This is a genomic window from Gynurincola endophyticus, from assembly GCF_003991195.1.
Taxonomy (GTDB): domain Bacteria; phylum Bacteroidota; class Bacteroidia; order Chitinophagales; family Chitinophagaceae; genus Gynurincola; species Gynurincola endophyticus.
The window spans coordinates 59,878-79,014 of the sequence record NZ_RCWL01000004.1 but is presented as its reverse complement, the minus strand read 5'-3'; the positions used below and the strand labels follow the sequence as shown (position 1 = coordinate 79,014).

16 protein-coding genes are annotated in these 19,137 nt (G+C 39.0%); 13 read left to right on the top strand and 3 right to left on the bottom strand.

The annotated features are described in order from the left end of the window. Positions 1-124: 124 nt before the first annotated feature. Positions 125-1,510 carry a S41 family peptidase gene (locus D9O48_RS09305; RefSeq protein ID WP_126972694.1) on the top strand — a complete coding sequence of 462 codons (1,386 nt, stop codon included), beginning with the start codon at positions 125-127 and terminating at the stop codon, positions 1,508-1,510. Positions 1,511-1,606: 96 nt separating this feature from the next. Here the strand turns inward: D9O48_RS09305 and D9O48_RS09300 are convergent, their stop codons facing one another. Next, positions 1,607-2,209 carry a DUF4468 domain-containing protein gene (locus D9O48_RS09300; protein WP_126972693.1) on the bottom strand — a complete coding sequence of 201 codons (603 nt, stop codon included), beginning with the start codon at positions 2,207-2,209 and terminating at the stop codon, positions 1,607-1,609. 212 nt (positions 2,210-2,421) lie between these two features. Here D9O48_RS09300 and D9O48_RS09295 point away from each other — a divergent pair, with 212 nt between their 5' ends. Next, the gene (locus D9O48_RS09295; protein WP_126972692.1) at positions 2,422-2,769 is read left to right on the top strand and encodes an SdpI family protein; all 348 of its coding nucleotides are present in this window, start codon (positions 2,422-2,424) and stop codon (positions 2,767-2,769) included. A 38-nt stretch (positions 2,770-2,807) separates the two neighbouring features. Here the strand turns inward: D9O48_RS09295 and D9O48_RS09290 are convergent, their stop codons facing one another. Continuing rightward, positions 2,808-4,304, bottom strand: a complete 1,497-nt coding sequence (locus D9O48_RS09290; protein WP_126972691.1) for a hypothetical protein — start codon at positions 4,302-4,304, stop codon at positions 2,808-2,810. 179 nt (positions 4,305-4,483) lie between these two features. On the opposite strand from D9O48_RS09290, the gene rbsK reads away from it, so the two are divergent. From rbsK to D9O48_RS09250, 8 genes are all read left to right on the top strand, one after another. Further along, positions 4,484-5,413: a ribokinase gene (rbsK, locus tag D9O48_RS09285; protein WP_126972690.1), complete on the top strand. Its 930-nt coding sequence runs from the start codon at positions 4,484-4,486 to the stop codon at positions 5,411-5,413. Positions 5,414-5,486: 73 nt separating this feature from the next. Continuing rightward, complete coding sequence (locus tag D9O48_RS09280; RefSeq protein ID WP_126972689.1) at positions 5,487-6,488, top strand: GRP family sugar transporter; 1,002 nt, start codon at positions 5,487-5,489, stop codon at positions 6,486-6,488. A 29-nt stretch (positions 6,489-6,517) separates the two neighbouring features. Further along, on the top strand, positions 6,518-9,553 hold the full coding sequence (locus tag D9O48_RS09275) for a SusC/RagA family TonB-linked outer membrane protein (protein WP_158624858.1): 3,036 nt from the start codon (positions 6,518-6,520) through the stop codon (positions 9,551-9,553). Between the two features lie 16 nt (positions 9,554-9,569). Beyond that, on the top strand, positions 9,570-10,970 hold the full coding sequence (locus tag D9O48_RS09270; RefSeq protein ID WP_126972687.1) for a RagB/SusD family nutrient uptake outer membrane protein: 1,401 nt from the start codon (positions 9,570-9,572) through the stop codon (positions 10,968-10,970). 50 nt (positions 10,971-11,020) lie between these two features. Continuing rightward, positions 11,021-12,055, top strand: coding sequence for a nucleoside hydrolase (locus D9O48_RS09265; protein ID WP_126972686.1), 1,035 nt, complete (start codon positions 11,021-11,023; stop codon positions 12,053-12,055). Positions 12,056-12,061: 6 nt separating this feature from the next. Next, positions 12,062-13,210: a glycoside hydrolase family protein gene (locus D9O48_RS09260; RefSeq protein ID WP_126972685.1), complete on the top strand. Its 1,149-nt coding sequence runs from the start codon at positions 12,062-12,064 to the stop codon at positions 13,208-13,210. A gap of 18 nt (positions 13,211-13,228) precedes the next feature. After that, entirely contained in the window at positions 13,229-14,344 is a 1,116-nt protein-coding gene (locus D9O48_RS09255) for a hypothetical protein (protein WP_126972684.1), read from the top strand. A gap of 347 nt (positions 14,345-14,691) precedes the next feature. Further along, complete coding sequence (locus D9O48_RS09250) at positions 14,692-15,000, top strand: hypothetical protein (protein ID WP_126972683.1); 309 nt, start codon at positions 14,692-14,694, stop codon at positions 14,998-15,000. Between the two features lie 84 nt (positions 15,001-15,084). On the opposite strand, the gene D9O48_RS19075 is transcribed toward D9O48_RS09250, so the two are convergent. Then, entirely contained in the window at positions 15,085-15,210 is a 126-nt protein-coding gene (locus tag D9O48_RS19075; RefSeq protein ID WP_262707383.1) for a hypothetical protein, read from the bottom strand. 67 nt (positions 15,211-15,277) lie between these two features. Between D9O48_RS19075 and D9O48_RS09245 the strand changes: the two genes are divergently transcribed. The 3 genes from D9O48_RS09245 to D9O48_RS09235 all read left to right on the top strand — a co-directional run bounded on the left by D9O48_RS09245 (position 15,278) and on the right by D9O48_RS09235 (position 19,029). Continuing rightward, on the top strand, positions 15,278-17,704 hold the full coding sequence (locus D9O48_RS09245; RefSeq protein ID WP_199750543.1) for a TonB-dependent receptor: 2,427 nt from the start codon (positions 15,278-15,280) through the stop codon (positions 17,702-17,704). A gap of 56 nt (positions 17,705-17,760) precedes the next feature. Beyond that, on the top strand, positions 17,761-18,243 hold the full coding sequence (locus tag D9O48_RS09240) for a DUF4625 domain-containing protein (protein ID WP_126972682.1): 483 nt from the start codon (positions 17,761-17,763) through the stop codon (positions 18,241-18,243). Positions 18,244-18,312: 69 nt separating this feature from the next. Further along, on the top strand, positions 18,313-19,029 hold the full coding sequence (locus tag D9O48_RS09235) for a DUF4625 domain-containing protein (RefSeq protein ID WP_126972681.1): 717 nt from the start codon (positions 18,313-18,315) through the stop codon (positions 19,027-19,029). The last annotated feature ends 108 nt before the right edge of the window (positions 19,030-19,137 follow it).

The window sequence follows — 19,137 nt, the reverse complement described above, 5'->3', positions numbered from 1 at the left end:
GACCAACTAATTGTTTGGTGACAAGATGAACTGCTGTGGTTGCATTCGGTATTTTTGCCACCGAATGCTTAAATTGCAACTAATTATTATTTACCAAAGCAAATTGCGCCAAAAGTTGTAAGAAATGCGAAGTACCCTTCTTGGAATGTTGCTGTTATTGTTTTCTCAGATGCAGGCACAGCAACTGAACAAAATATCTACCGTTGATAAAATATACGGATTATCTAATTACTGGCAGGAAGTCAATTACAATTTTGTTTACTTTGATAAAGTAGATAAAACCGTCTGGAACGAAGCTTATAAAAAATTAATTGAAAAGATTCCTGCTCTTAATGATTTTGAATATTATCTGGAGCTTCAAAAAATGTCTGCATTATTAAACGACGGACATACCCAGGTTTATTTACCGGATGAGTTAGACGGTCAATGGATTATCAATGAATTCGGTGATCTGAAACTTGCTACAGACTATATCGAAAACAAAGTAGTGGTAACAAGAATTATTGAAACAAAAAAAGAATTACTTCCAATCGGCACTGAAGTGCTGAAAGTAAATAATATTCCCATACAACAATATCTTGAACAAGAAGTAACTCCATATTTATCAGTATCCTCACCACACGTAAAAGTCAAAAGAGCGGCTCAGTTATTGTTTAAAAACCTGGCAGGAACCAACTATACTGTTGAATATAAGAAACCGGATGGTAAAGTTAATACGCTGAAACTATCATTGAAGAGATTTTCAGGTGATGCTAAAATGTATCCTGTTTTTCCAAAGGTGGAAGTGTTTTCTTCAAAATGGATCAACCAAAATACTTATTACATCAAAATACTTTCTTTTGAAAATGCCGGTATATATGATGAGTTTCTGAAAGTACTACCTGAATTAAAGAAAGCAAAAAGCCTGATCATCGATATCAGATACAATGGTGGCGGAAGCTCTGTGTTGTCGAGAAAGATTGCTCAGCACCTGGTAAATGATTCTTTAATCTATGGAGCTAAAAATCAAAGCAGGTTATTAATTCCTACCGATAAAGCGTTGGGAAGTTTTCTGACCCCTGCTGACACCGTAAACGGAAAAAAGGAATGGGGCCTGGATAAAGAACAAACGCTGATGCATTATAAAGCTGCACAGGGAAGTCTGATGCATCAGTATCCTTATCAGCCTTCAAAAATACCGGCCGGTACCGAAAAAATAATCATTCCTACTGTAATTCTTACCGAATCAACTACGGCTTCGGCTGCTGAAGATTTTTTGATATTTACCAGCAATCAGCCACATATTAAAAGAATCGGCAACTTCACCAACGGCAGTACCGGGCAGCCCCTGCTCATCAGTTTACCCATCGGCGGAGAAGCCTGGATATGTACTAAAAAAGTATTATTGCCCGATGGAACTGAGTTTATAGGTAAGGGTATTGAACCACATATAAAAGCAGAATATACAGTAAAAGATCTTTTAAAGAACGAAGACAGTGTATTGGAAAAGGCTGTTGTGTTTTTGAAATGATTTAAATAACCGCAGCTAACAGGTGATACCTATGGCTGCGGTTATTTAACTAAATAATGCTTGTAAATAAAAGAGATTTGTAAGCCGGTGTTTGTTTTACCAGTCTGTATTTTCCACTGATTTAGAAGTATTGCCCTCTTTGATCGCTCTATCTACTGCGTTGAGTGTTTTCATTGTTCTCTGGTAAGATTTATAAAACGCTTTTGACATCACTGTTTTTTGCATGCCTTTCGCATTGATGGGGTATTCAGATGAAATTTTCATCGTTGAATAGGTACTGGTTCCATTGCTGCCGGTGATTTTCTTTTCATAATCAGTTAATGTTACTATTGCTCTTGCCTTTCCGTCTTTTACATCTACCCGCAGAATATGCCAGGCATCTACAAGAGTGGTTTGCAGTGAAACACCCATATGAACATTACTATATAAGCCTTTTCCTACTATTAAGCCTGCTTCTTTATCCTGGTGCTGAATGACTGATTTTCCACTTACATAGTTGTAGGTAAAATAGTTGAGCGCTCTATTGAAAATCTCATCTTTTGTTAATCCCGGTGCTTCAATTAGTTTTACAAAAGTTACATTGTTGTTGTCATCTAACTCCCATTTACCGTTTATTTCAGCCAGCATTTCTTTAGCAGTCTGTGCATTAGTAGAAACGTTTAAAACCATCATAACTAATAGCGGAATTAATTTTTTCATTTTTTATAAATTTAAAGGTTGCTTCAAATTTATCAGTTACTCTTTTTCTATTAGTACGGAAAACCTCTTCACTCTTGGAAATGATAAAGTTTTTGATTTTATAAAGCATAATTAGCTTAACGGTTTATCCGAAATGTACTTTGAATTATTGAATCATTTTATTATCTTCCGGTTAATGATGATTAATATGAAAATAATTTAATTCATAGCGTATGAGCAATCCATTATTTCTGATTCCTGTTATGGTAGGCCCCATCTTTATGATTGCCGGTTTTATTCTGCTGAAATCACCACCAAAGCAAATCAACCATTTATATGGATATAGAACGCCCGGTTCTAAAAAAAATCAGGAGCGGTGGGATTTTGCACAGCAATATTCAGCTCGTCTGATGATTAAAACCGGAATTGTGCTGGCGCTGCTTTCTGTCGCCGGATTGTTTTTAAAATTGAATCCGGTCATTGAATTGATACTTGCAATTGCGTTATTGGTGGGGTCGGTAATACTACTGACAGTAAAAACAGAGCGCAAATTAAATGAAAAGTTTCCGATTCAACCTTAATTCCTGAATTTCTTCATGGTTCGTTTTCATTCTACACTCTAGCTGACCATAATGCCTGTTTTCTGAATTGCCCAGGCAGGTATATCGATATATACCAGTAGTTGTTCTTCATACGGACTTGATTGAATCTCTTTTATTTCTGCGTTTAATTTTTTGACCGCATCTGTAGTAATGTTTTTACGATTGATCTTCGACCAGTTGGCTAATAACCTTAATAACATCAACTCACTCTTTAACTGGCTTTTTTTATTCTTGTAGAATCGTTTGTAAGATCTTATTTCATATTCCAGATAATCATTGTCACCTTGTTCAAAGTAGATCATCATATTGAGCAGACGGGTAGCTTTGCAAATGATCCAGGCTGTTTGTTCTTTGTAGTTATTCATGATATGACTGATGAACCGATGCGCCTTTTTATATTCTTTCAACTTGAAATAAGTTAAGCTGCAGTAAAAAAACAAGCTCCATAGTTTTTCTTCATCCGCCATTACATATTGATGTAAACCTGCATTATCAGCATGTTCAATGAGTCTTTTTGCCGTATTCAATTCATTGTTGGCTATGAAAATTGCCAGTTGATAATTTAAGTATAAGCCATGCGCGAGCGATTTAAAATATTCCGGATAAGCTGCTATGCTCAGCTGCTGCAGCTTTAATAAGTACGGTTCCATTTCTGTATACATCTTCAATGATTGAAGATTGTCCAGAATGCCGGTAAGAGTAGATAAATAATCATGGGGCGGGTTTTCCTGTAAAGCTATATTGTCTTCAAAAAGCTGATTCAATACGTTGAAGGTTTTTAGGGCAGACCGGTGATCGGAAACGTTGGTGAAAAAATAAGACTGAAATAACAGATGCAGTTTTTGTTGTGTAAAATTTTTCTTCGACTTATCGGCAACCAGAATCATTTCGCTCAGCATCAGGTCATTCATTTTTTTCTGCTCTTCGGCTGATGAAAGTTTGCCCGCTTTGGTTAACCGGTATTTAAGCAGTTCAAACAAAGTATGATGCTCCTGTGCATGGTGTATGGTTTTTAATAACTCTTTTGCCCGCATCTGTTTTTGAATCAGTTCGGTATCATTTATTTCCTGAAAGTTATTAATACTAAGTACATCTAACTCTTTCCGGTAGGTTAAGTATTCAATTACCGGTTGTTGTTGCAGGCGTGCTTGCAGTTGTATTTGTATCCGAAGGTCATTACTCTCTGTATAGAGTGCCCGTTCCTGTAAGATTTGTACTTCCAAAAACTTATGTATCAGCTGGAAAAATGGATCCTTTTCGGTTTTGATATCAATTAAACATTGTGTAATCACTTTTACAAGGTAGGCGGCACTGTTATTCAGCTGTTTTCGGTTATACTTCTCCAGAAATAAACGGCTGACATTTTGAACGTCGGTTATGCGGTGTCGTTCAATTAATCGAAATAGCTCTACGTACCCCCGTGTTACCGATTGTTGACGGGTGTAAAGTGTAAACATCTTCTTTTCTGACTTAGAAAGAGAGTGAACGAGTTTAATGGCAGTGTGTAGTGACATGCGTTTTGGAATTCAGCCGTTTGTGTTATATTTTATTTTGTATATTATTGAAAAACAATTAAATATAATAAATTATTTCATAAAAATATTATTTGAAATTAAGCAATTTGTATTTAATTGGCTGATTTTCTTTGCTTACTGCCTCTATTTTTGAAGGAGTAAAGAAATTCTCAAGAGGTATGAAAAATAAATCGATTGTTGTTGTAGGAAGTTCAAACATGGATATGGTAGTGAAAACAGATCATATCCCAGTGCCCGGCGAAACCGTTCTTTCCGGCTCATTTTTTATGAACCCGGGTGGTAAAGGTGCCAATCAGGCAGTAGCCGTTTCCCGCTTAGGTGGTGAAGTCATCTTTATTTCAAAGCTCGGAAATGACGTGTTTGGCAAACAATTCTCTCAGCTTTTTGCCAATGAAGGTATTAACACTACTTATTTATTGTCTGACGATGAGCTACCCTCTGGTGTAGCATTGATTACGGTCGACAAAAAAGGAGAAAACAGTATCGTTGTAGCCTCCGGAGCCAATGCCAGTATGCAGATTACCGATTTGCAACAGGCGAGAGAGGTTATCCGCCAGGCGGCTATCTTATTAGTTCAGCTGGAAACACCGATGGAGGTGGTTGAATGGGTAATTGAAGAAGCTGCCGCTCACGATGTAAGAGTCATTTTAAATCCAGCTCCCGCCAACCATCTGTCTGAACAGCTTTTAACCCGTGTAAATATTCTTACTCCGAATACGACCGAAGCCAGTGCTATCACCGGTATTGAAGTAATTGATATGAAATCTGCTGAAGCAGCTGCTAAACGCATTTGCGCGAAAGGTGTAAAGAATGTAGTAGTAACGATGGGCCCCGAAGGAGCACTTTTATGTGCCGAAGGTAAATGCAGTATCATTCCCTCTGTTAAAGTTGAAACGGTTGATACTACTGCTGCCGGTGATGTTTTCAACGGTGCGCTGGCGGTAGCACTCTCTGAAGATAAATCGCTTGAAGACGCCGTTGCTTTTGCCAGTCAGGCAGCTGCCATCTCCGTTACGAGAATGGGTGCACAGGCTTCTATTCCGCATCGTAATGAAGTGATCGCTCACCAGTTAAATCTTGCCCAATAATACATGTCTGGTAAATGTGACATTTTTCGGATGCTCTTATCTACCTCCAAATAATTAACTAAAACGCTGCCGTATGTTTCTTGTTTCTTCTTACACACTCGCTGTAGTGTTCACCATCATCACCATGTTATGTTGGGGATCGTGGGGAAATACACAAAAATTATCCGCCGCCAAAACCTGGCGCTTTGAATTATACTATTGGGATTATGTGATCGGACTTTTATTAACTACCCTGATCGCTGCATTTACTTTAGGAAGTACAGGTACGGAAGGTAGGTCTTTCCTTGCCGACTGGTCACAGGCTGATACTGCTAATCTGGTAACAGCAATGTTAGGTGGAGCTGTTTTTAATCTTTCTAATATTTTGTTATCAGCAGCAATGGCCGTTGCAGGAATGGCAGTTGCTTTTCCGGTGGGAGTTGGTTTGGCACTTGTACTGGGTGTTCTTGTCAATTACGCTGCTGCTCCTTATGGCAATGCCGGATTACTGTTCATTGGTGTTGGCCTTGTCGTTGTTGCCATTATTCTTGATGCAGTAGCGTATCGTCGTGTAAACCGCAGTACCGGAAATGTTTCAGTAAAAGGAATTGCACTGGCTATTGCTGCCGGCGTGTTAATGTCTTTCTTTTACCGTTTTGTAGCTGCTTCCATGTCTGACGATTTTGCAAATCCTGCCGCCGGTAAACTGACTCCTTACACCGCTTTGGTTTGTTTCGGTATCGGCGTGTTTATCAGTAATTTTTTATTTAACACCATTTTGATGAAACGCCCGATCAGCGGATCAGCTCTTTCTTACAAAGATTATTTTAAGGGAAATTTTTTAACACATCTGACAGGTGTACTCGGTGGAATTATCTGGTGCATCGGTATGCTGTTAAATATCCTGGCAGCAGGCAAAGCCGGTTATGCTATTTCTTATGGCCTGGGTCAGGGTGCTACGCTGGTGGCTGCATTATGGGGTGTATTCATTTGGAAAGAATTCAAATCTAACGACCCGAATGTTAAAAAGCTGGTAACCCTAATGTTCTTGTTTTTCCTTTCCGGTATTGTACTACTGGTATTAGCCGGTATGTAATACTATTTCGCATACAAAAAATGATTGCTATGTTTAACGTATTCTTCTCTCCAAAAATAAGGACGCTGGCCGGAATGCTATTGTTTTCCTGTATAGCTGCTTTGCCCGTTGCGGCGCAGCAGATACAAGGGCAGGTTTTATCTGCCTCCACCCAGCTTCCTTTACAAAGTGCTACGGTTCGTATTAAAGAAACCGGAAAAACTACTCTCACAGATGAAAAAGGTTATTTTACCTTAACTATTCAGGCTGCTACCGATAAAGTAATAGAAGTATCGATGGTAGGCTATCAGGTTTTTATTGATTCTATCAACAATAAAAAAGACTGGATCATTCGCTTGTCAGAAGAAATTCAGCAAATGGCAGATGTAGTGGTAATCGGTTATGGAACCAGAAAAAAAACAGATCTTACGGGTGCTGTTTCCAGCGTAAGCGGTCGGCAAATCGCTGAAACACCCGTTACCTCGATGGAACAATTTCTGCAAGGCAGAGCTGCCGGTGTTCAGATTGTTAATGCCAGCGGTGCTAAACCGGGTGGTGACATTGCTGTTCGTATCAGAGGTATTAACTCTATCAACGGAGGTAGTAATCCTTTATATGTAATCGATGGGTTTCCGGGAGTAGGTGATCTCAGTACTATTAACCCGGGCGATATCGAAAGTATCGATATACTGAAAGATGCTTCTGCTACGGCTATATACGGTTCACGAGGCGCTAATGGTGTTGTTATTATCACCACTAAAAGGAATGCTGCCAAACGTTTCAGAGCTGAGTTAAATTCTTATGCCGGCCAGCAAACAGCTTCCCGCAAAATTGACATGCTCGATGCAACGGAATTTGCGCAGTTCGTAAATGACGTAAGAGCTACTGACGGATTAACACCCATCTTTGATAATCCGGCCGCATTTGGTAAGGGTACAGACTGGCAGCAAGAAATCTTCAGGCCTGCAAACATTACGAATCATCAGTTAAGTATCAGTAACAGTAATGATAAAACACAGTACAACCTTTCAATGAATTATTTCAATCAGGAAGGTGTTGTAATCGGTTCCGGATTGCAGCGTGGTAACCTGCGCTTGTATCTCGAAAACAAAGCCACTGATAAATTAAAGTTCGGTGTTAACTTCAACCTGTCTGAAACTTTTCATGATCAGGATGATCCCGGTGCTTTAACCGCTGCTCTAACGATATCTCCGATTGCGTCTCCTAAAGATAAATACGGAAACTGGTTAACGAACAATGAACTGGCGTCTTTCTACGGAGCTTCTTTTTATAGTAAAGGTAATCCGGTGGCATTAGCTGAAAGTGTTACCAACCAGTTCAAAAAAACACACGCGATCAGTAGTGTGTATGGCGAGTATGAAATTATTCCAAACCTGAAATTCCGCACGATGGCCGGGGCTGATATTTCTTACGGCAGATATGAGTATTATCAGCCGAAAGGAACACCGGGTAACGGATATGTAGATAATTTAGGTACTGCCAGCATCAGTACTTCAAGATATCTTTCCTGGCTGAATGAAAATACTTTATCCTATTCTTTGCAAAGTGATTTACATGAGGGAGATGTGGTAGCCGGTATTACTTTCCAGGAAACGTATTTTAACAATGTTTCTGCTACTGCTAAAGGTTTTGTTGATGATCACTTCAAGTTTAACAATCTGGGGCTTGGCCAGATTCAGGAACCTTCTGCCTCTACCAGTGATAAAGCATCTTTGAATTCTTATTTCCTTCGTTTAAATTATCAGTACGACCGAAAATATCTATTCACTTTCACCGGAAGAGTTGATGGCTCTTCACGCTTTGGAGCTGACAACAAATACGGTTTTTTCCCTTCTGCATCTGTAGCTTATCGTTTATCCGAAGAAAACTTTATTCAGAATATTCCTGCAATCAGTGATTTGAAATTACGTGTATCATACGGTATTACCGGTAATCAGGAAATCGGCTCTTACAGTTCACTCGCTAAGCTAAATGGTGTATATGCTGTTCTGGGAGATGAACGCCAGGTTGGTATTGTACCCACTTCAATTGCTAACAGAAATCTGAGATGGGAACGTACTGGTCAATTTAATGCAGGGATAGATGCAGGATTTTTCAATAACAGAGTGTTATTTACTGCAGACTATTATTATAAAAAAACGACCGATCTGTTATTGAATGCACAAATACCTTATAGCTCGGGTTATACTTCTGCTATTACGAATGCAGGAGCTATTTCAAATGAAGGTTTGGAACTGGCGGTGAACGCACAGGCGATACAGGGTAAGAATTTCAGATGGACGACCAACTTCAATATCAGTTTTAATAGAAATAAAGTATTGGATTTAGGAGAGAACAATGAAATTATTACTAATGGTTATTTGTTTTACTTCGGAAGTTATAGTGTGGCAAGAGTAGGTCACCCGATCGGCATGTTCTACAGTTATCAGAATGCAGGTATCTGGCAGGAAGGTGATGATATAAAGAACTCAGCACAACCGGGCGCCCGTCCGGGAGATCAGAAAATCGTTGATGTGAATAATGATGGTATGATCAATGCCAATGACCGTACCATTATAGGAAATCCGCATCCTGATTTTATCGCAGGTTTCAGTAATGATTTTTCTTATAAAAACTTTGACTTAAATATTCTTATCACCGGTTCATACGGTAATAAAATATTGAACGAAGCATATATCGATTATAAATTTCCTAACGGTACCACCAACATTACCAGAGATACTTATCGAAATGCATGGACGCCTGGCAATCCAACCAATACTCATACCCGGATGGGGGCTGACATTGCACCATTAACATCTTCCATGTATCTGGAAGATGGTAGTTTCCTGCGGATAAAGAACGTAACATTCGGATATAACCTTCCGGCCAAATTGCTGGAAAAAACCAAACTCAACAGATTGAGGGTATATGCCACTGTTCAAAACCTTTGGACATTCACTAAGTATACCGGTTATGATCCGGAAGTGAATTTGTTTGGATTGAATCCGTTGTTGCTCGGTTATGATTATAGTTTTTATCCACAGGCGCGTACTTTCCTGATGGGTGTATCTGTTTCCTTTTAATTAAAAAACGATTGCTATGAAACTTAAAATATGGCAACTCCCGATATTGTTTTTTGTGCTGAGTATCACTTCATGCATGAAATTTCTCGAAGAAAAGCCTGATGCTTTTATCGATCCTGATCAATTTTATAAAGATGAACAACAAGCTAATTCAGGGGTAGTAGGAATCTATGCCACGCTCTCTGATTTTAACGCTTACGGTTCTTTTTACAATATGTCTGACCTCCCTTCCGATTTAATGGAACCGGGTTACCAGGGAAATCAGTCTACCACTTCAATGGATAGCTACACTTTTGATTCTAATAATGATATTATCGCTGCTTACTGGCGTGTACATTATATGGGTATTAACAGGGCAAATCTGGCAATCAATAAAATCAATTTAATGGAAGGGAATATTAATCCTGCCATTAAAAATCAATTACTCGCCGAAGCTCGTTTTTTAAGAGGGCTGTTTTATTTCAACATGGTTCGCTGGTTCGGAAAAATTCCCTTGTCACTCAATTATGTCAGTTCTTTAGATGAAGTGAATCTGCCACAGTCTGATGCTGCTACGGTATATGAAACCATTATCGGTGATTTAACTTTTGCCGGAGAACATTTACCTGAATCAATGCCTGCAGGAAGAGCTACTGTTTATGCTGCTAAAACATTGTTGGGGAAAGTATATCTGACACTGGGAAGATGGGAACCTGCCGTTGATCAGTTAGAATCGGTGATCGGTAAACACAGTTTATTCAGTAGTTACGGTGATGTATGGACGAATGCCAATAAAAACGGTAAAGAGTTTATCTTCTGTGTTCAATATAAAGCCGGCATTATTAACAGTAGTTATAGCGTCAACTTTGCGCCTCGTTCAAGTGGTATTCAAGCGGTACAAAGTTATGGTGAGATGGCTGTTGAAACCGGTTTCTATAATTCATTTGCCGGTAATGATGCCCGCAAACAACTCATCAGAACTTCGTATCCCAAATACGACGGCAGCGGAACTGCCAACTTCAACAAGCCGTACTCTTTTAAGTATTTTGATCTGGCTGAAGGTGGTTTGTCGGGAGTCAATTATCCGGTATTACGTTACGCTGATGTATTATTAATGTACGCAGAAGCAAAAAATGAAATTCAATACGGTAGTGTAGAAGCTTTTGATGCTATTAATAAAATCCGCGACCGCGCTAATGTGAATTTATATGACGTGCAGAATTTTGATCAGCAATCATTCCGTCAGGCCGTTTGGCAGGAAAGAGCCTGGGAACTGGCTTTTGAAGGGCATCGCTGGTTTGATCTGGTAAGAACCGGACAGCTGGTACAGACGATCAGTCAAACCGGTAAACAGATTTTTGAAAGAAACAAAGTATTCCCCATTCCGCAAAGAGAAATGGATGTGAATAAACTTTTAAAACAAAATGACTCTTATTAATTCTTAATTGAAAATTAAAAACTAATTGAGTGGTTTATAAAAAAGCAGATATGAAATTTAAACTATTGATACTGGCTGTTATTGCTTTTGCTGGTTGTAATGATGCCAATAAAAATAATGAGGCTATTGACAATAAAACCGAACCGGTAAAGGTGATTTTTGATACGGATATGGGTAATGATGTGGATGATGTACTTGCTATCGATATGTTGTATAAATATGCCGATCAGCAAAAGATTCATTTTTTAGGAGTTCTTTCTACCAAATATAATACTTATTCAGTTCCTTTTATTCATTTACTGAATGAATGGTACGGATATGAAACGCTGCCGGTCGGTACTGTTGAAAACGGTGCTGATTCTGAAGGCGATTCACGAAATTATGCAGAGGCCGTTTGGTTGATGCAAAAAGATGGAAAACAATTGTTCAATCATCCTGACACTTCCGGCAAGTACCATGAAGCTACACGCCTGTACAGACAACTACTGGCTAAACAAAAAGATAGCTCCGTCGTAATTATATCTGTTGGCTTTTCTACCAATATCGCCCGTTTGTTAGCTTCACCTGCTGACGATCTTTCACCATTTAATGGTAAAGAGCTGGTTGCTAAAAAAGTAAAATTATTGTCTGTTATGGCAGGTAATTTCAACGGGCAAAATCTTCCCGAGTACAATGTTGTAAAAGATATACCGGCAGCTCAGCAAGCTTTTTCAAACTGGCCCGGAGTGATCGTATTTACGCCATTTGAACTGGGTATACGGGTAAACTATCCTGCCGTGAGTATTGAAAATGATTTTACATGGGCAAATCCTCATCCGTTAGTAGAAGCTTATAAATTTTATCTCGACATGCCATATGATCGTCCGTCATGGGATTTATTATCTGTTCTATATGCAGTAGAAGGCGAACAATATTTTGAAAAAAGTGTAGCAGGAACTGTTACAGTGAACGATAAAGGAATCACCACTTTTCAAGCTGATCCAAACGGGTTACATTATTACCTGAACGCTTCCGATGAACAAACAAATGCCATGTTAACAGCTATCAAAAATCTTGTTACACAAAAGCCGAAGGCGCTAAAATAATTTATCATGATTCGATTGCTTAAAGATATTACCATTGCCGGTTTGCTTTTAACAGCCGGCAGTTGTCAGAAAAAAATTGACATTCCGGAATGGGAACCGGCAATTTCAGCACGCTACACTACCTCTCCGGTAAAAAAGATATTCGGATTTGAAGGAGAACGAAAGTATGCTTATTGTCCGAGTATTATCATAGATGGTGCTGACAGACACCTGTGGTTCTGCGGAAATGATCCGGATGGTGAGTTTCATGATCAGATTTACTACATCCATGAATCTCCTTCAGGAGTATCTCAGCCATCTATTGTTTTAGCACCCGGTAATACCGGTGAATGGGACGACCGGCATGTTTGTGACCCTTCTGTTATTGAAGGTGATTTTAACATGAATGGTGTAAACTACAAATATGCTTTATTCTTTCTGGGAAACAAAAACAACCGGTATTATAATGAAGTAGGGGTGGCTTTCAGTAATTCGTTAACAACCAATGACTGGGTAAAATATCCGGGGCCGCTGGTGCCGAAAACATGGGAAGGCGATCAGGATTTGCAATATGAAGGTAGTAATGGTCAGCTATATACTGCCTGGGGAGTAGGTCAGCCTTCTGTTGTATCATTAGATCAGAAAGGAAAGGTATTAATCACTTATACAGTCGGTGATCAGGAAGGTACTCGTACGCTGATAAGAGAAGCTGATTTGTCAGATATGAATCAACCGGTACTGGGTACACCCGTGAAAATGGCCACTTCGGGCTTAACTCAAATGAATTATACCACGTCGGATATTGCACCGAATGCCGATTTTGCTGTTGATGCCAACACTGAAAATGTATATATGGTGAGACATGTACAACCGGCTCCGTCGAATTATCCGAATTATATTCCTGCAGCAGTGGAAGTAAATATGATGAATTATAATGAGTTCTTAACTGGTGGAGGTGTTTGGAAAAGAATCGTTAGAATTGATGAATCGGTAAGCGGATATCCGCGAAATCATAATGCTGCACTGGCTAGAAACGCTTTCGGAATCACCACCGGACTTGAAAATATGGAAGTATACTTCACTATCAGCAAAGCACAACCGGATGTTTCAGCAACACCTGATCATCATGCCGAATGGACGTATACCATTTTCAAAACAAGTATTCAGCCGAAGTAAAATTTCAAATTAAGCTATATGAAAAAGTTTATTATATATCTCTTGATAATAACCGCAGCGATCAGTTGTCAGAAAGATGAGCGTACCAGCTATGTATGGGATCCGCCTCCGAAACCGGTAGATACAACACCCGTAGCGGCTAACTTCTCTTATCGGCCGTTCGGCCCCGGAGCTATTGTTGAAAACGGTTATCTGTATTTGTACTATACCGATCAACCGGATGACGAAAACTATTCTGGTGCAATCCATTTCAGAAAAATAAAAATGGCAGACCAGACCGTAGAAGTAGAAGTAAAAAATATCTTAGAAAAAGGAACCGCAGGGGAGTGGGATAACGCTTACGTAGGCGATCCTTGTGTGGTTTCTGGAACAAACATCGTTTACGAAGGTAAAACTTATAATACGGTGATGTTTTATACGGGTGCCAATCAGGATTATGAATACAATCAGGTAGGTATTGCATTAAGTAATTCTTTTGAAGCAACTACCTGGGTGAAATACAAACAACCGCTCATTACAAAAACATGGAGCGGAACCGGTAATCTGAATATTGGTGGACGTAACAGACTCGGTTCTCTGCAACCCGCTGCCAGTACTGTAGGAAACGGTGGTGAATTTTTACTGGCTTATACAGTTGATGATGAAACAGGTTTACGTGTTATCCGAAGACATATCAACATCGGCAACCTTTCAGCTATCAACCTGGGTAACTCAGCTAATTCTGTCAGCATTGCCGGATTGTTTCAGTTAGACGGAGATGCACCGGACTTTCTGGAGTCGATCGATTATGCCTGGGATTATACCGGTGTAGATCAGTTCTTCATGGTTCGCCCTGTGCATTCCGGCTCTTCGCCCGGTCAGATTACCGAAAAAATAGAAATTATGAAAATGCCGGGAGCTGGTTTTTGGAGCGATGGAGGTGCCTGGACTAAAGTAGGTGAAATCGGAATTGCTCAAACCGGAAAAAAATACAATCATACGCCTGCAATCGGTAAGGTAGCATGGGGTGGAATTGCGCCTGATTTCGGTATTAACGTGATCCATTATGTTTCGGATTCATTAGAAACACCTTCGGGAAACCATTATTATAATCAATGGAATTATGAATTAAAAACCTCAGTAATCAACCTGTAGATAAAAATTTGATAAAATCATCGTAGGATTATGTCTATAATCTTACCCGCAAGTAAACAACAAGAACGTAACCGGCTTTTCAATAGAGGAGCCGGTTGGCGTTTTTAAGAATGATTAACGAATAATTAAAATTAAGACAGAGTTGTAGGTGGCTATAAAAAATAGTAAGAATTATCTATTCTGTGGGGTAAAGAAAACTATTCGAAATAGTAAAAATAAGCCCGAAAATCACCGTTTATCCGCACCGGTTCCGGTTTCCTGAAAAAAATGTTGTTATATAAAAACAAATTATATAAATTTGCAACATTGTTTCAATTATGAGAGGCAACGCAACCATACAAAAAATAATGACCCTTTGGATAATGCTGGTGTTTACGTTCAGCATTATGCCCAGGCATTATTTGCATGACCTCTTCTCTCAGCATATACATACTTATAACAATGTTCCCGACGACGGCAGACATCATATTGTTCAGGCCGGTGTTGTATGTGACTGTGTTGATTTAGTAGTTTCATCTCCTTATCTTTCTGTTGATACAATTGAATGGCCGGTTTTTCAACAACCGCATCACATAAAACATTCAGTTGTTGAAAGCCATCTTTATGCGCTTCCTCAGTATTTTTTCTCCCTTCAGGGCCCCCCTTCATTAGCATAATCTCTTTATGTGTTACCTCATTTTTCGAGTGTAGCCGGTTGTTTTTTGATAAGATAGATTTTTCTGCTATCGGTAATTGTATATCTATACCAATAAGTCAGTAAATGTGAATGTTATTTCATTCATTTTTGAAAATCCGGTCTTATCCAGATTCAGATCATTGATCTGTACATCTTCTGCCGCTACTTTATCTTCCGGGGTAACTACCATCTTCTATTTAAAAGTATTTCACTTTTAGTTTACCGTTCATTGCACGTATGGTTGCAATGAGGATTTAATGAGTATGAAAGCAGGCTATTATATAGCGCTGATTTCACTATTAGTTTTTGGCTATGGTGAAGTTAGTGCGCAACAAGCAGGTATTGCCGGACGGGTTTTAGGAAATAACCAACCGTTAGAAAGTGCCACTATTATGATGAATGAAAATCATATCATGGTAAAATCAAACACAAAAGGTTTCTTTCAAATTGACCATCTCGAAAGCGGCGTATATAAACTTCTGATTACCTATACAGGTTTTCAGGTGTACGATACCACCGTGCAGGTAGGTAATCAGATACTCGTTTTGCCAGACATACAACTCATTCCCGACCATCAGCAACTAGAACAGGTACTTGTTACGGAATCATACGAAGACCGTAGAAAAAGAACCAGCAACTTTAGTATGGAAGTGGTAAACAACGATTACCTGCAACGATATCAGGGAGGCAGTCTGATGAAATCGCTTGAACGTTTACCCGGTATTAACAATATCGGTATTGGCTCGGGCAATTCAAAACCACTCATCAGAGGACTTGGTTTTAACCAGGTGGTAGTTGTTGAGAACGGTGTTAAACACGAAGGTCAGCAATGGGGTGCTGATCATGGATTAGAAATAGATCAATACAGTGCGCAACGCATAGAAATTATTAAAGGCGCAGCCTCTTTCATGTATGGTTCTGACGCCATTGCCGGTGCTATTGATATACAACCGGCTCCGGCTCCTGAAAAAAACACCTGGGGCGGATCAATCGATCTTTCCGGAAAAACAAATAATGCTTTAGCCGGAGGTTCATTGAATCTTTATGGAAGAAAAGACAAACTTTTTTTTGATTTGCGGGCTACCGGCATCTTTTACGGCGATTATAAAGTGCCTGCAGATACCGTGTATGTTTATGATTATGCTGTTCCGCTGCACCGACAACAAGTTCGGAATACGGCAGGTAGGGATATTAACTTTCATCTCAGTGCAGGATGGATGGGAAAAAATGTGAAGTCGGTATTCTATGCCAGCAGAATTTATAACAAGAGTGGCTTTTTTGCAAATGCACACGGACTGGAGCCGAGAAGGGTTGACCACGATCTTCACGATGCTTCCTCAAGAGATATCTTATTGCCACGTCAGAATGTAACACACTATAAACTGATCAATAAAACATCGATTCAGTTGCAGAAACATCATATTCAAACAGAAATAGGTATACAAAGAAATTTCAGACAGGAATGGAATCATTATACTAACCATGGCTATATGCCGGCCATTTATCCTGATACTCTGACGAGCCCCATTACGCTCGAACGGCAATACGATAAATATGTTTACTCTTTTAATATACGTGACCAGATACGTTTGAATAAACATCTTTTAACCATAGGTGGAAATGCAGAATACCAACAAAATACAATTGACGGATGGGGATTTTTAATTCCCGCATTCAATCAGCTCACCGCCGGAATATATGCCTATGATCAATATCGCTTAAATAACGATGTTGTGGTGCATGGTGCAGTTCGAATGAATTATGGTAAAATGGAAATGAAAGAATATACTGATTGGTTTCCGTCTTACATTATCAATGCAACTGATACAACCCGTCAGTATTTGCAAAGGGTAAACAATATCAATCGTGACTTTACCAGCCTCAACTGGAGTGTTGGAGTAAATTATAACAGAGATCAATGGCTTTGGAAGCTGAATGCCGGAACAAGCTTTAGAATGCCGATCGCAAAAGAACTGGGTGCAAACGGAGTGAACTACCACTACTTCAGATATGAAAAAGGAGATGCCTCATTGTTGCCCGAAAAATCATTTCAGGTAGATGTTGAAGCTAATTATAAAGATGAAAACTGGTCATTACAATTGAGTCCGTTTTTTAACTATTTCCCTAATTACATATTCCTGAATCCTACTTCTACTTATGATTATTTCTATGGTGCGGGAAACCAGGTTTTTTATTATGCTCAAAGCCGTGTAATGAGATATGGTGCGGAGCTGCAGGCTAAATACCGGTTTTCAGACAGATGGAGTTCTGAAATATTAGGTGAGTATATCTACAATGAACAGCTGTCAGGTGATAAAAAAGGTTATACATTACCGTTTTCGCCGCCTGCTTCTGTATTGATGAATGTTAGTTTTGAACCAAAAAACGGAAAACGGTTGAAGGATAACTATTTTTCTCTTGATTACCGTATTACAGCTGCACAAAAAAATATTGTTCCACCTGAAAGAATAACAAACGGTTTTCAATTATTCAATTTTCAGGCAGGTACCAAGTGGCAACTGAATAAAAGCTATATCCATATTAATCTTCAGGTACAAAATGTATTTAATACAAAGTATATGAATCATACAAGCTTTTACAGATTGATCAATTTGCCTGAGCCGGGAAGAAATATCATTTTATCGCTGAAAATTCCTTTTCAGTTTTCAGCCAGTCAAGAATAGAATTACAATCCGATAATACAGTTTAAAACAATTCTCAAACAACTAAAATCTCTATCATGCAAACAAAATTTTTTAAACAGAGCTGGTTAACGGCGGTACTGGTGGCAGTGATAGCAGGCGCCTGCTCGAAAAACAAAGAAGAAATCGATACGGAATATCCTGAAATCGATATTGCCATTCAGGATGCTTTTCCTATTCAGTGTAGTGAAATCACCAGAGGAGTGCCTTTTACATTTAAAGCAAAATTTACAGACAATAAAGCATTGGGATCTTTTAGCCTTGACATTCACCACAATTTTGACCAGCATTCACATAGTACGGAAGTGATGACCTGCCTGGCTGCACCGGTAAAACAACCTGAAAATGCCTATGTATTCATTCAATCTTTTGAAATTCCTGAAAATTCAAAAGAATATACTGCTAATGTAAATATGCTTTTCCCTGTTGATGCAGATCCGGGTGATTACCACTTTATGATTAAAGTGACCGACAAAGAAGGCTGGCAAACAATCAAAGGTTTAAGTATTAAAGTGATTTAAACCTCTTATAAACAATTGAAATTATTCGACACAATATACCTATACGTTTATCTAAAAAAAAGAATCATTATGAGAATTGCACAAAGATTATTGACTTCGCTGCTGGTTAGTTCCGTTTTATTTACTGCCTGTTCAAAAGATGATGACGACAACTTTGCACCTCCAACCATTGAAGATGTTGAATTAGGGTCAAGTAACAGCAGAATTGCTTACAGAGGTTCTGATTTTCATATCGAAGCAGAAATCAAAGCTCCCGGAACCATCGAAAGTGTAACTGTTGAAATTCATGGCAGCGGTGCAAATGCATGGGAGTTTGAACAAGTGTACACCGACGGATTCAAAGGATTAAAGAATGCCGAATTGCACAAACACATTGATGTACCGGCAACCGTTGCTTTAGGTAATTATCATCTGCACATTGTTGTATTGGACCAACAAGGTAAAAAGACTTCATATGAAGCGGACATTGAAGTGAAAGAAGACAATACTCTACCTTCAATCTCTACATTAGAGTTAGAATTAAACGCTGCTGGTGATGATTTGCATGTAGAAACTTTAATTACGGCTCCTAACAAAATCAAAGAAGTAGAAATTGAAATTCATGGCGGAAGCTGGGAGGAAGATTTCACTTATACGGATGCTGCAATGGTAGGACAAACATCTTACACCTTTCATAAACATGTGAACATCGCTTCTGCACCTGCCGGGCATTATCACGTACATTTCAAAGTAATTGATCAGGCTGGTAAAGAAAGAGAGTTTGAGGGTCATTTTGATAAGCCTTAATTAAGAAAGTATTTGTTTGAAATAGGATTTAAACAGATTTACTATTAATACTTTTTTAAACAGAGAAAAATTATATCCTTCCCGGCACCTTATTTACCAGACCGGGAA